The 13290-nt window shown below is 72.5% G+C and carries 12 protein-coding genes; 9 read left to right on the top strand and 3 right to left on the bottom strand.

What is annotated here, in order from left to right; all coding sequences use genetic code 11:
- The first annotated feature begins 94 nt into the window (after positions 1 to 94).
- From ACFEMC_RS00075 to ACFEMC_RS00100, 6 genes are read left to right on the top strand one after another with little or no spacing between them, the layout of a single operon-like run.
- Complete coding sequence (locus ACFEMC_RS00075; RefSeq protein WP_380172387.1) at positions 95 to 796, top strand: GntR family transcriptional regulator; 702 nt, start codon at positions 95 to 97, stop codon at positions 794 to 796.
- Positions 797 to 855: 59 nt separating this feature from the next.
- Positions 856 to 2580, top strand: a complete 1725-nt coding sequence (locus ACFEMC_RS00080) for a glycoside hydrolase (protein WP_380172389.1) — start codon at positions 856 to 858, stop codon at positions 2578 to 2580.
- Positions 2577 to 3410, top strand: coding sequence for an aldo/keto reductase (locus ACFEMC_RS00085; protein WP_380172391.1), 834 nt, complete (start codon positions 2577 to 2579; stop codon positions 3408 to 3410). The genes ACFEMC_RS00080 and ACFEMC_RS00085 overlap by 4 nt, the downstream gene beginning before the upstream one ends.
- A 44-nt stretch (positions 3411 to 3454) precedes the next feature.
- Positions 3455 to 4399: a carbohydrate ABC transporter permease gene (locus tag ACFEMC_RS00090; protein ID WP_380172393.1), complete on the top strand. Its 945-nt coding sequence runs from the start codon at positions 3455 to 3457 to the stop codon at positions 4397 to 4399.
- Complete coding sequence (locus ACFEMC_RS00095) at positions 4396 to 5286, top strand: carbohydrate ABC transporter permease (protein ID WP_380172396.1); 891 nt, start codon at positions 4396 to 4398, stop codon at positions 5284 to 5286. The genes ACFEMC_RS00090 and ACFEMC_RS00095 overlap by 4 nt, the downstream gene beginning before the upstream one ends.
- Positions 5287 to 5334: 48 nt before the next feature.
- Positions 5335 to 6774, top strand: coding sequence for an ABC transporter substrate-binding protein (locus ACFEMC_RS00100; RefSeq protein WP_380172398.1), 1440 nt, complete (start codon positions 5335 to 5337; stop codon positions 6772 to 6774).
- 7 nt (positions 6775 to 6781) lie between these two features.
- On the opposite strand, the gene ACFEMC_RS00105 is transcribed toward ACFEMC_RS00100, so the two are convergent.
- Together ACFEMC_RS00105 and ACFEMC_RS00110 are read right to left on the bottom strand one after the other, a co-directional pair.
- The gene (locus ACFEMC_RS00105) at positions 6782 to 7954 is read right to left on the bottom strand and encodes a zinc-dependent alcohol dehydrogenase (RefSeq protein ID WP_380172400.1); all 1173 of its coding nucleotides are present in this window, start codon (positions 7952 to 7954) and stop codon (positions 6782 to 6784) included.
- Complete coding sequence (locus tag ACFEMC_RS00110; RefSeq protein WP_380172402.1) at positions 7954 to 8481, bottom strand: hypothetical protein; 528 nt, start codon at positions 8479 to 8481, stop codon at positions 7954 to 7956. Before ACFEMC_RS00110 ends, ACFEMC_RS00105 begins: the two co-directional genes overlap by 1 nt.
- Positions 8482 to 8662: 181 nt before the next feature.
- Between ACFEMC_RS00110 and ACFEMC_RS00115 the strand changes: the two genes are divergently transcribed.
- The 3 genes from ACFEMC_RS00115 (at position 8663) to ACFEMC_RS00125 (ending at position 11138) form a co-directional block, all read left to right on the top strand.
- Complete coding sequence (locus ACFEMC_RS00115; RefSeq protein ID WP_367637886.1) at positions 8663 to 8809, top strand: antitoxin; 147 nt, start codon at positions 8663 to 8665, stop codon at positions 8807 to 8809.
- A gap of 124 nt (positions 8810 to 8933) precedes the next feature.
- Positions 8934 to 9851 (top strand): hypothetical protein, encoded by a 918-nt coding sequence (locus ACFEMC_RS00120; RefSeq protein WP_380172405.1) that lies wholly within the window; start codon positions 8934 to 8936, stop codon positions 9849 to 9851.
- A gap of 75 nt (positions 9852 to 9926) precedes the next feature.
- Positions 9927 to 11138 (top strand): hypothetical protein, encoded by a 1212-nt coding sequence (locus tag ACFEMC_RS00125; RefSeq protein WP_380172407.1) that lies wholly within the window; start codon positions 9927 to 9929, stop codon positions 11136 to 11138.
- A gap of 21 nt (positions 11139 to 11159) precedes the next feature.
- On the opposite strand, the gene ACFEMC_RS00130 is transcribed toward ACFEMC_RS00125, so the two are convergent.
- A complete protein-coding gene (locus ACFEMC_RS00130; protein ID WP_380172409.1) occupies positions 11160 to 13265 on the bottom strand; it encodes a SpoIIE family protein phosphatase in 2106 nt (701 codons plus the stop codon).
- Between the last annotated feature and the right edge of the window lie 25 nt (positions 13266 to 13290).

A 13290-nucleotide genomic window follows, 5' to 3' on the forward strand; every position in this document is an offset into this window, starting at 1 on the left:
GCGCCGACGGCGGCGCCGAGGGAGGTGAGGACCGTGCCGCACCCCGCAGTGCCCCACGCCAGGACGAGGACCACCGTCAGGAGGGCTGTCTACGATGACGCTCGTGGATCAGACGAGGACCCGTCGTGCACCGGCGCCCAGCCGCCAGATGCTCGCGGACCACGTCTACGACGCCGTGCTGGACCTCCTCATCGACGGCGAGCTGAAGGCCGGTGCGGCGCTGGGGATCGACGGGCTCGCCCGCGAGTTCGGCGTCTCCCAGACCCCCGTCCGCGAGGCGCTCGCGCGGCTGGAGTCCACCGGGCTCGTGCGGCGCACGGCGCTCAAGGGGTACCGGGTGGCGCCCGTGGCGACCCCGGAGGAACTCGTGCGCCTCATGCAGGCCCGGCTCGTCCTGGAACCCGCGCTCGCCGAGATGGCGGCCGAACGCCTCACCCCGCAGGTGCTGGCCGACCTCGAACAGGCCGTGCACGACCTCGCCACCGCCCCGCTGGGGCCCGCGTTCCACGAGTTCCGCCAGTACTGGGAAGCCGACGAGCGCTTCCACCGCATCATCGCCGAGGCCACGGGGAACGAGTTCCTGCTCTCGGCCTACCAGGCCCTCGGCGGCCAGATCCAGCGCTTCCGCCTCTTCGGCGGCGGGGGCGTCACCGACTCCGACCACTGCGTCGCCGAGCACACCCGCGTCCTGGAGGGTCTGCGCACTGCTGACCCGGCCACCGCCCACGCGGCGATGGCCGCCCACATCACCGAGGCGCGCGACCGCGCCCTCGGGGCGTACGACGCCCCCGCCTGACCCCCCGCACCCGACTCGCCGGTCGTCACCCGGCTGAACCCTGCCCTGGAGGGCCCGCCATGAGCACCAGCACTGCTCACAACCCCGGTCTGTCGACCGACACGAACCACTTCCCCCGCTCGGCGCCGAGCGACCCCACCGCCCCGCACGTCGAGTCCGCCACCGTCGTCGTCGACGCGGCCAGCGACCGCGGGCCGCTCACCCGGTTGTGGGAGAGCATCGGCTACGACGAGATCAACTGGACCTACACGGCCACCGGGCGGACGCTGCTGAACACCTTCGGCGACCTGTCGCCGCGGCCGTTCCTCATCCGCCCCCACTACGTCTTCTGCTCGGGTTCCGGGTTCGGCATCCCGCACTGGGGCAACGGGAACGTCTACCACGAGGACGCCGACGGGAACCCGTACTACGACTTCACCATCGCCGACCAGACGTACGACGCCATCGTCGAGGCGGGCCACCACGTGCTCATGGAGATCGCGTTCACCCCGCGCGACCTGCTGCCCCCGGAAGCCGACGAGCTGACCGTCGTCCCCAGCCCGACCGTCTACAGCAACTACGAGGCCGGCGCCTGGGCCTACCCGCCCAAGGACTACGAGAAGTGGCGCGGTCTCGTCGCGGCCCACGTGCAGCACTGCGTCGAGCGCTACGGCGTCGCCGAGGTCCGCGAGTGGCTCTTCGAGCTGTGGAACGAACCGGACATCTTCTACTGGAAGGGCACCCCGGAGCAGTTCTGCGACCTGTACCGCGTCACGGCCGAGGCCGTCCGAAGCGTCCTGCCGGACGCGAAGGTCGGCGGGCCCGCGGTGACGGGGGGTGGGGTCGAGTTCCTGCGCACGTTCCTCACGTACACCTCCGAGCACGACGTCCCCCTCGACTTCGTCTCCTTCCACACCAAGGGCTCGGCGTTCACCCCCTGGCGCGTCTACGGCCCGACGGGTGCACCTGCCCCGGAGAAGCAGAACCCCTCGACGCACAAGATGCTGTACGAGATCCGCCGCATGCAGCGGGTCGTCGCCGAGTTCCCGCAGTACCACGGCCTGCCCGCCATCGTCGACGAGTGCGACGCGGGCGTCCCCGCGCACTACAGCGTCTACGACAACGCGAACTTCCAGTTCCAGAACACCGAGTACTACCCGGTGTTCCAGGTCAAGCTCTTCAAGAAGATCCTCGACCTCAACGAGACCGAGACCGTCACGGTCGAGCAGGCCACCTCGTGGAGCTTCTACTTCGAGGGCGAGCGGTACTTCGAGGGGACCCGCGCGTTCCTCACGGCCGGCGGGATCGAGAAGCCCCTGCTCAACGCCTACCGCATGGTGTCCCGCCTCGGCGGACGCCGGCTCACCGCGACGTCGGACGCCATGAGCCCGGTCGAGGACCTCGACGCCGGGGACGGCCGCAGCATGGCCGAGGAGGTCGACGCCCTGGCCTCGGCCGACGCCGCGGGCCGCGTGAGCGTCCTCGTGTGGCGGCACACCGACGACCAGTACCACGAGGACGAGCGCGCGACCCCGGTCGCGCTCCGGGTGGAGAATCTGCCCGACGGCACGTACTCGCTGCACCACCACCGCATCGACGCCACCCACAGCAACGCCCACACCGTGTGGACGGAGCAGGGCAGCCCGCAGAACCCGACGGCCGAGCAGCTCGCCGCGGTCAAGGCCCGCCAGGGGCTGGAGGAACTCGAACCCGCCCGCGACGTCACCGTCAGCGGGGGCACGTTCTCGGCCACCGTCGAGCTGCCGCTGCCCTCGGTGTCGCTCCTCGTGCTGGAACCGCGGTGACCGCCCCGGAACTGGACGCCGTCCGGCTGGCCGACGGCGTTGCGGTCCCGCAGCTGGGGGTCGGGGTGTTCCAGGTCCCGCCGGACGACGCGCAGCGCGTCGTGGAGGACGCCCTCGACCTGGGGTACCGGCACGTCGACACGGCGGCCGCCTACGTCAACGAGGCCGGCGTCGGTGCCGCCCTGGCGGCCAGCGGCCTGCCGCGCGAGGACGTGTTCGTCACGTCCAAGCTGCGCAACGGCGACCAGGGTTACGACTCCACGCTGCGCGCCTACGACGACACGTGCACCCGGTTGGGGCTGGAGCAGCTCGACCTCTACCTCGTGCACTGGCCCAACCCGGCGGCCGGCCGGTACGCCGACAGCTGGCGCGCCCTGCAGCGGTTGCACGCCGACGGACGGGTCCGGGCGGTGGGCGTCTCGAACTTCCTCGTCGAGCACCTGGACGCCCTGGACGGGGTCCCGGCCGTGAACCAGGTGGAACTGCACCCGACGTACCAGCAGCGCGACCTCGTCGCCGCCTGCCGGGACCGGGGGATCGTCGTGGAGGCGTACTCCCCGCTCGGGCAGGGCGCCGACCTCGCCGACCCCGTCGTCGTCGGCATCGCCGACAGCCACGACGTGACACCCGCCCAGGTGGTCCTGGCCTGGCACCTGCAGTCCGGGCACGTCGTCATCCCCAAGTCCAGCCGCCGGGAGCGGCTGGCCGAGAACCTGGCCGCCGCGGAACTGGTCCTCACCGAGGACGAGCTGACGGCGGTGAGCGCTCTGGACCGGGGCCACCGGACCGGCGGCGACCCGGCCACCTTCTCGCTCAGCCAGATCCGGTAGGGAGGAAACCCTCGATGGCGAGAACGATCAGCCCACCTCCGGCCGTGGCTCCGACGGAGCTCGCGACCACCGGACGCCGCCCGCGCGGCGTCGACACCCGCCGCCAGACGATCTGGATCTGGGCGTTCCTGACCCCGACCATCGTCCTCTACGGCCTGTACACGCTGTACCCCATCGTGGCCAGCTACTGGTACTCGCTCGTGGAGTGGAACGGGTTCTCCTCCAGCCAGCGCTTCGTCGGGATCAGCAACTACCAGGCCGTCCTGGCCGACCCGGCGTTCTGGTCGTCGGTGAAGATCACCCTGGTCTTCATGCTGCTGGTGGCGCCGGCCCGGATCCTGCTCAGCCTGCTGCTGGCCATGCTGCTCAACTCGCCCAAGCTGCCGCTGCGGAACCTGTTCCGCACGGTCTACTTCCTCCCCGTCGTCACGACGACCGCCATCGTCGGTGTCGTCATGCAGTTCGTCTTCGACCCCGCCAGCGGGCCCTTCACGGCGTTCCTCAAGGCGCTCGGGGCCGACACCGGGATCGACTTCCTCGGTGACTCCGGGACGGCTCTCGTCACGGCCGCCGCGGTGTACGTGTGGAAGTTCTTCGGCATCACGATGGTCTACTGGCTCGCCGCGCTGCAGACCATCCCGAACGAGCTCTACGAGGCGGCCCGCATCGACGGCGCCGGGTCGTTCCACATCTTCCGGTACGTCTCGCTGCCGCTGCTCATGCCGTTCCTGCTCATCATCACCGTGCTCACGGTGGAGGACACGTTCCACGCCTTCGACCTCATGCAGACGATGACGGGCGGCGGGCCGTTCTTCTCCACCGAGATCATCGAGATCTACATCTACCGCTGGGCGTTCAGCGCCTCCATCCCGCAGCTCGGCTTCGCCTCGGCGGCGGCCGTCCTGTTCGGGCTGTTCGTCATGGTCGTCGGTGCGCTGCAGGCCTGGGCGCTCGTCGTGGCCCGGCGCAGCCGGAAGGAGCTCTCGTGACCACGCTCACCCGGTCCCCCCGGACCGCGGCCCCGCCCGCGGAGTCCCTCGGACGCCGCATCGCCCGGCGCGCGCCCTGGTGGGGCGTGCTCCTCCTGCTGGCGGTCCTCGCGCTCGTCTGGGTCTACCCGTTCGTCTGGATGGTCTCGGCCTCGCTCAAGAGCTCGCTGGAGGTCTTCACCGCCGGGCTCAAGCTCGTGCCGGAGGACTTCGCCTGGGAGAACTACTCCCGGGCGTGGACCGACGCGAACTTCGGCCGGTACATGGTGAACACGGTGATCCTCACGGTGTCGACGGTCGTCATCGTCGTCGTCCGCTGCGCCCTCGCCGGGTACGTCCTGGGCCGGTACAGCTTCCGCGGGCAGAAGGTCATCGTCGGCGTCCTCGTCGCGACGCTCTTCGTCCCGACCGGGTACACGATCATCCCCATCGTCAAGCTGTCGATGGAGCTGGGGTTGCTGAACTCCCTCACCGGAATGGTGCTGGCCCTGTCGGGGGCGGCCAACGTCTCGGCCATCCTCATCTACGCCGGCTACTTCCGGCAGCTGCCCAAGGAGTTGGAGGAGGCCGCGACCGTCGACGGGGCGGGCTTCGGGCGGGTGTTCTTCCAGATCATGCTGCCGTTGTCGATGCCCGTCACCGCGACGGTCGCCCTGCTGACGTTCCTGTCGACGTGGAACGCCTTCTTCCTCCCGCTGGTCTTCTCCTTCAGCGACCCGGACCTGCGGACCCTGTCGGTCGGCATGCAGGCCTTCGTCGGGGAGAACGCCACGGACTGGTCCGGGATGGCCGCCGCCGGCGTCATCTCGATCCTCCCGATCGTCGCGTTGTTCCTCTTCCTCCAGCGGTACTTCGTCGAAGGCATCGCCGGAGCCGTCAAGTCCTGATCCACGCGACCACACCCCGCACGACCACTCTCGACGAGGAGAACCGTCATGCCCCAGATCTCGCGCCGCTCGCTGCTCGCCGGCGGCGGCGGCCTGTCCACCCTCGCCCTGCTCGCCGCCTGCGGTGGCAGCAGCGGCAGCGGCGCCGGCCCCGGCGCCACCGCCTCCCTGCGGTGGTGGGACCACTTCAGCGCGCTGCAGAAGTTCCACAAGGAGTGGGCCAAGACCCAGTCCCAGGCCCTCGGCGTGGCCATCGAGTACACGTACAACGACGTCAGCCGGTCCACCGAGGCGCTGCAGCTGGCCAACCAGTCCAAGCAGCTGCCGGACATCTACAGCAACGTCGTCGGCCTGCCGCTGCCCGCCCTCGTCGCCGAGGGGTGGGTCCACGAGATCGCCCTGCCGGAGGAGGCGAAGGCGGCGCTGCCCGAGGGGGCGTACACCGAGGGCATCACGACGATCGACGGCAAGCTCTACGGGCTGCCCCTGTTCAGCTACCAGCAGTACGCCGCGGCGCAGTGGTTCAACGTCGACATCGTCTCCGACGCCGGACTCGACCCGGATTCCCCGCCCGCCTCCTACGACGAGTACCGGGCGAACCTGGAGAAGATCAAGGCGAGCGGCTCGGACGCGGCGCCCATGGTCCTGGCCCTCGGCGGGGTCGCCCGCATGCGGGAGCAGATGGACGACCTGGCGCAGGCCGCCGGTTTCCCCGGGTTCCAGGGCACGAAGTACACGACGGGGGAGTTCGCGTACGACGACGACACGTACGTCAACGCCATCGAGTTCTGGAAGGAGCTCAACGACTCCGGGCTCATCCTCGCCGGCAGCGGCAGCCTCACCGTGGCCGACGCCCGCACCCGCTGGGCGTCCGGCGTCGCCGGGTACTTCCCGGACGGTCCGTGGTGCGCGGGCGGCGCGAAGAACGTCGTGCCCGCCTTCGTCGAGAAGATGGGCGTCGGTCCGATCCTCACGCCCGACGGCGCGGCGCCGACGACGTACCGCGGGACGCCGCCGTCGCAGTTCTTCATCGCCGGGAACACGAAGAACCCCGAGCAGGCGACCGCGGTCATCGCCTCGATGACGACGCAGGACTACCAGAAGGGGCTGGCAGCCGGCATGGACCAGCCGCCCTTCGACCTCTCCGTGGTCGAGTCGGCCGACGTCATCGCGCCGTACAAGAAGCTCTGCGGGTGGTTCGCCGACACCGTCAAGCGGGCGCCGGAACCCATCGTCCGCAACCCGCAGGTCGCCAAGGTGCAGGCGGCGCAGAAGCCCGTCAGCCCGCACCTCGGCGACATCGTCCAGGGCTACCTCGGCGGGGACGTCAAGGACCTCAAGGCCGCGTTGCGCGACCTCAACGCCCGGTCCGCCGCCGACCGCGACCAGGCGATCGCCGCGGCCACGGCCGGCGGGGCCCAGGTCTCGCTCGCGGACTACGCGTTCGCGGACTGGCAGCCCGGCCAGGACTGGGTGCGACCGGCCTGAGCCGGCTTCAGGAGGGGGAGAAGACGGCGCGCAGGCAGCCGTCCTCCTTCTCCTTGAAGATCCGGTAGCCCTCCACCGCGTCCTCCAGCGGCATCCGGTGGGTGGCGAGGAACGAGGTCTGCAGCTCGCCCTCGGCCAGGTGGCGCAGCAGGCGCGGGACGTACCGCTGCCCGTGCTGCTGCGCCGACCGGATTGTCAGACCCTTGTTGAGGACCACCCCGGTGGGGAAGGAGTCGGTGAGGCCGTAGACGCCGAGGACGGCGACCACACCGCCCTTGCGGCAGGCCAGCACGGCCTCGCGCAACGGGGTCGCCCGGTCCGTCTCGGCGCGCACGGCCTGCTTGGCGCGGTCGACGACGTTCTGCAGTCCGGTGCCGTGGCCCTCCATCCCGACGGCCTCGACGACCGCGTCCGGACCCCGGCCGCCCGTGGTCTCCCGCAACGCCTCCTGCACGCTGTCGACCTCGGAGTAGTCGATCGTCTCCGCGCCCACGTGGGCGCGCGCCGCGGCGAGGCGCTCGGGGAGACGGTCCACGACGATGACGCGTTCGGCGCCGAGGATCTTGGCCCCGGCAGCGGCCATGAGGCCGACGGCGCCCCCACCGAACACGGCGACGGTGTCGCCGGGGGAGATGTCGCAGAAGTCCGCACCCATGAAACCCGTCGGGACGGCGTCGGAGACGAACAGCGCGGACAGGTCGTCGACGCCGTCGGGGACGGGGAAGCAGTTCACGTCCGCGAAGGGCACGCGCACGTACTGCGCGTGCGACCCGGCGTACCCGCCGAAGGGGTGGGTGTACCCGTAGATCCCGCCCGAGGGGTAGCCGAGCAGGGGTTGCTGCGCCGCGGCGTTCGGGTTCGTCGTGTCGCACAGGGAGTACAGCTGCCGGTCGCAGTACCAGCAGTTCCCGCACGCGATGAACGAGGGGACGACGACGCGGTCGCCGACCTCTCGGTCCCGCACCTCGGGCCCGACCTCGACGACGGTGCCCATGAACTCGTGGCCGAACACGTCGCCCTGGCGCATGCCGGGCAGGTAGCCGTCGATGAAGTGCAGGTCCGACCCGCAGGTCGTGGTGAGGGAGACCTCCAGGACGACGTCGCGGGGGTTCAGGACGTGGGGGTCGGGGACGGTCTCGACGGCGAGGTCGTTGACGCCGTTCCACACGAGGGCGCGCATCAGCGGTCCTCCTCCCGGGTCGTGGGCTGGGGTCCGAGGGTGGGGATCTCCCCGGTCTGCAGCAGGGCGCGCAACCGGTAGAGGAACGTGAAGTCCGCGGCGCCACCGGGCAGCTGCGACCGCGCCCGCACCTCCGACCGGGTTCCGTCGCGGGTCGGGGTGACCGTGAACTCCGCCCACGCCTCGACGGCCCGGTCGGCGCCACCCTCGGTGTCGTCCTCGGGTTCGGCGACACCGTCCGGGTCCGTCCGGGCGAACCGCAGTCCGTCGACGGTCTCGGTGAGGACCGTCTCGACGGTCTCCTCTCCCAGGGTCCACGCGTAGCGGGAACCGTTCGCGGACACCGTGCCGAGGTCGCCGAGCAGGCGGGTCAGGACGGCGGGGTCGCGCAGCGCGGCGAGCACGCTCTCGGCCGGACGTTCGAGGGTGAGGGTCTGCGAGGAGGAACCGGGGTTCGCCCGCGCGTGCGTCAGCAGCTTGGCGGCTGCGTCGCGGGCACCGGTGAGGACGTTGCGGGGCAGGGCCACGGCACGCTCCTGGGACGGGGAATGCGGATCGGCGGCTGCTGCACCACGGCCGACGCTACGACCTCCCCGGACGGGGCGCAGCGCGGGAACTCTTCAGCGCAGAACTTCGACGTGCGGACCGCGCACCACGTCCCACACTCGGAAGCGACCGGAACGACACGACGAGACCGAGGAGAACCCCGTGCCCGACTTCGGCGACATCACCGAGAAGGCCAGCGACGCGGCCATCGACAAGGCCGGCGACGCAGCGGACGCCAAGACCGGCGGCGGCCACGCCGAGCAGGTGGACAAGGCCCAGCAGGCGGCCGACGAGAAGATCGGCGAGTGAACCCCGGGAACGCCTGACGTCCCCGGCTCCACAGGCCCGGTCCCCCGGCCGGGCCTGTGGACAACTCCCCGGGGCGGTGGTCGTACCCGCCTACGGTGGGGCTCCGCCGATCGAGGGGAGTCCCGTGGAGGAGCAGAACACCGTGCGCGCGGTGGACGGGAGTTTCGCGCAGTGGCTCGCCGCGCAGTTCCCGCACCTCGGGACCGAGGAACTGGCCGCCCACCTGCGCACCTGGCGCGATTCGCGACGTGACCTCCTGCACGCGCGGGGTGAGTCACGGACCGACCGGGTGGTCACGTCGCTCGACGCCGCCGACGTCGGGACCCTCGTCCGGTGCGCCCACCGCCGGGCCGAGTTGGACGGGCTCGACCGACGTGCGGAGGCCGGCGCCGTCGCCGACCTCTGGGGTCGGTACGCGGTCTTCCTCCGGGAACAGGACGCGTGGACCGGCGGGGCCGACGGCTGCGCCGCCCTGGAGGTGGTGCTGCGCACGGCGACCCGCGGCGGTCTGCTCGGGAGGGGCGCCCACACCGCGCGGCTCTGCCTGCCCGTCGAGCTCACGCCCCTGCGCCGGACCCGCGTCGTCCGGGACGCCGAGGAGGTCCTGCGTGGCCGGGCCCAGGGAACTCCGTGGCTGCGGGCCCAGCTGACCGCTCTGGGACTGCTGACCCCCGACGGGCGTCGCGGGGAGCAGTGGCCGGCGTGGGACTCGCCCCGCACCGTGGACGCTGCCTTCGCCCGGCGCCGCCTCGTGATCGCCGAGCTGACCCACCTCCTGCGGCACGACCCGGTCGCGACGCACGCCCTCGCCTTGGCGACCTCGCACGTACCCACGGAGGTCGCCGCCGGCGGCCGCCGCCTGCGGGACCTCGTCGCCACCGGACGCGTCGACGACCTCGTCGCGAGCGGGGTGGTCCCGGGCCGCGGCCCGTGGCGCGTCGTCCGCGGCCTGCAGCTGTCGGTGCACGTCGCCCTGACCCGGCTGGCCGACGAGGGCGCCCTGGACCTCGACGCCCCCACCGCGGCCCCCCGCGCGGGGTGAACGTTCGCGGGATGCTCACGCCAGGGGCGCCGTCGGCGGTGGAGCCGAGCGGTGCGGGGATGACAGGCTGACCCGGTGGACGACACCCTCGAACCCGGCTCCTACGCGCTCGGCCGGCAGGCCATGGCCGACCTCCGCGCCCCGTTCACCACGTGGCTGGACGAGAACGTGCACGTCGACGAGGAGGTCGGACCCGAGGCCGTCGTCGAGGCGCTGACTGTCGGCGCGGGTGGCCTGCTGACGCTGCGCCCGCAGGCGCGGCTGACCCGGCTCACCCCCGAGGACGTCGACGTCCTCGTCACCCGCGTCGTCCCGGCGATGGTCGAGGACGCCGGGACCGACGAACCGGAGGAGATGGCCGAGGACCTGCAGGCCGTCTGGTGGCAGTTGCTGACGTTCCTCGGGGAGACGGGCCGGTGGGAGGGGCCCGCCGGCGACCTCGAGACGAACCTGACCCTCGTGGCCGGGGAACCGCCGGAGCTCTCCGAGGTCTTCGCGGCGGCCGCGGAGGACGTCGACGAGGGCGAGGAGGACGAGACGGTCCTCGCCTCGTTCCCCGTGCGGGCCGCGCAGGCCGTCCTCGCCCACGTCGGCGACGGTCTGGAGGTCCCGGACGACGCCGAGCTCGCCGGCGACGACGTCACCGCGATCCTGGCCGCCTTCGAGCACCCCGTCCCGATCACGGCCGACGCCGAGGGGGAGCCCCAGGAGCTCGAGGACGTGCCGTGGCTGCGCCAGGTGGTCCTGCTCATGCTCGGCCTGGACCTGCTCGACGGGGAGGACGGGACCCTGCTCGTGCCGGGCGCCGAGGCGGACGGCTGGCTCGACCCCACCCCGGAACCCCGCGAGCTGCGCCGTCAGCTCGTCGGCCGCTTCGTCCTCGACGACCCGGCCACCCTCGACGAGGGGTTCTCCATCGCCGAGGCCGTCCTGCCGACCGTCCTGGCCTCGGCGGTGACCGGCAAGCCCTTCGACGACGCCGCCCTCGACGCCCTCGTCGACAACGCGGCCGTGCTCGGCCCGGCCGCCGGCGTGGCCGTGGAGGAGCTGCGGGAGCGGCTCTCCGACCTCGGCGCGCTCGGCCTCCTGTCCGAGTCCGCCCCCTGGACGATCGCCCGCGGGTTCTGGCCGGCGATCGCTGCGGCCGTCGAGGACGAGGAGGAGGACGACCTGCTCGGCGGTCTCTTCGGCGACGGCGAACCGCACTGGCTCGAGGGCGTCATGGGACAGCTCGGGCTCGGTGACGACCAGGTCCAGCAGATCCGGGGCCTGCTCGGCGGACGCTGACGGGACGGGCGGGACGGCTGGTCAGTCGGCCTCGACGGCGAGGTCGGCCCACACCGTCTTCCCGTCCGGGCCGACGTCGACGCCCCAGGTGTCGGCGACGGCGTCCACGATCGACAGCCCCCGCCCGCCGAGCGCGTCGGGCGGGGCGTCGCGCCCGTGGGGGGACCGGGTCGAGGAGTCCTCGACGGCGATCCGCAGGCGCCGCTCCGCCCCGTCGAAGCGCAGCGCCAGACCAGCGCCCCCGTCGGTGTGCACGAGTGCGTTCGTCACCAGTTCCGACAGCACGAGCTCGGCCTCGTCGAGCAGCTCGTCGGTCGACCAGGCTGTGAGCCGGTCGCACAGGAACTCCCGGGCGGTCGAGACGGCCCGGATGTCCGGCGGCAACCACAGCGAGGCGTCGAGGCGACCGACGTCGGCCCCCGCGAACGTCGCCACGAGGAGGGCGGCGTCGTCGGTGAGCTCGTGCGGGATGGCCGCCATGACCGTCGTCGCCAGCTCGTCGGCGGTCGGGGCCCGGCCCGCGACCGTGCGCAGGGTGTCGTGCAGCGCCCGCTCACCCTCGTCGGACCCCTCGCCCAGCACCTCCACGACCCCGTCGGTGTGCAGGACGAGGACGCTGCGGCCGAGCAGGCGGTAGCGGGTGGCGGGGTAGACGGCGCCGTGGTCGACGCCCAGCGGCGGCCCGGGGTCGACCGCGAGTTCACGGAACCCCGCGTCGTCGACGACGAGAGGGGCGTTGTGCCCCGCCGAGGCCACGGTGAGCACACCGGTCGCGGTGTCCAGCCGGACCAGGCAGCACGTCGCGAAGCGTCCGGCGTCGAGGTCGACGAGCAGCCGGTTCGTCCGTTCCAGGGCCGCGGACGGGTCGTGCCCCTCGCTGACGTAGGCGCGGACCGCCGTGCGCACCTGGCCCATCAGCCCGGCGGCACGGGTGCTGTGCCCCTGCACGTCCCCGATGATGAGCGCCACGTCGGAGCCGTCCGACCCGTCGCCGACGGCGTCGTACCAGTCGCCGCCGATCTCCGACCCGGCCAGCGCGGGGGCGTACCGGGTGGCGACGTCCAACCCCGCGCGGTGCGGCAAGCGCTGCGGCAGCAGCCCCCGTTGCAGGTCGCGGGCCAGGCGGCCCAGCGCCTCGTGGGAGCGGGACAGCTCGGCGCGCGAGGACCGTTCGGCGTCCAGCAGCTGCGCGCGTTCGAGGGCGACGGCGAGCTGGGCGGCGACGGCCGCGAACAGGTCGAGGTCGGTGTGCTCCAGCGGGGAGCGTTCGGCCCAGTTCACGGTGAGGGTGCCGAGGACCAGCTCGTCGCGGCCCGCCAGCGGCACGACGAGGGCGACGCCGATGCGCTCGGGGTCCAGGCCCGCGAGGTCGCGGTACCGGGGGATCTCGGTGCTCGTGAGGACGACGGTGCGCCCGGTGCGCACGGCCTCGCCCATCGGGGTGTCGGCCGAGCGGTCGACGCGCTGCAGCCGTGTGCGGACCGGTTCGGGCAGCGGCGGGTGCGCCTCGCCCACGAGCTCGTCGCCGTCGACGACGTAGAGGGACGACGACACGCAGCCGAGCACCTCCACGACGGCCGGCGGGATGCGCTCGGTGATCTCCGCGGTCGTGGCGCTCGTCTGCAGCAGACCCGTGACCCGTTCCAGCAGAGCGCCCCTGGACGCCTTGCCGGCCGCTGCGCGTTCGGACACCGTCAGCAGGGCGGACTGCACCGCCAGCCCCAGGCTGAGTCCCAGGACGCCCGCGGCCTCCTCCTCGTCGGCCGAGAAGTTCGTGGCGCGGGTGAGGACGAGGGTGCCCGGCGTTCCGTCACCCAGCGGGACGAGGAGCGCGTGCGGCGCGGGGACGGCCAGACCGGGGACGTCGAGGTCGCGCTCGGCGAGGACCCCTCCGGCCCGGGCGGCGAGCCGGTCGGGCACGTCGACGTCGAGGAAACCCTCCCCGTCGACGAGGTACAGGCGACCGCGCGGCAGGTGCGCGGGATCGCCCTGCACGCAGACGACGCTGTGGTCGGCGTCGACGGCTGCGCGGGCGGCCCGGCCGGCCGAGCGCAGCAGCGCGGGGACGTCCCCGGCCACGTCGGGACGTGTGACGGCCCGGAGGTGGCGGTGGAGGCCGTCGAGCACCCTCGCACCGTAACCGGATCGGCTG

The sequence above is a fragment of the Kineococcus sp. DHX-1 genome (assembly GCF_042473625.1).
Taxonomy (GTDB): domain Bacteria; phylum Actinomycetota; class Actinomycetes; order Actinomycetales; family Kineococcaceae; genus Kineococcus.

Excerpts from the sequence above, each read along its gene's own strand:
- ACFEMC_RS00075 (WP_380172387.1), top strand. The coding sequence starts at position 95 with ATGACGCTCGTGGATCAGACGAGGACCCGTCGTGCACCGGCGCCCAGC.
- ACFEMC_RS00080 (WP_380172389.1), top strand. The coding sequence starts at position 856 with ATGAGCACCAGCACTGCTCACAACCCCGGTCTGTCGACCGACACGAAC.
- ACFEMC_RS00100 (WP_380172398.1), top strand. The coding sequence starts at position 5,335 with ATGCCCCAGATCTCGCGCCGCTCGCTGCTCGCCGGCGGCGGCGGCCTG.
- ACFEMC_RS00105 (WP_380172400.1), bottom strand. The coding sequence starts at position 7,954 with ATGCGCGCCCTCGTGTGGAACGGCGTCAACGACCTCGCCGTCGAGACC.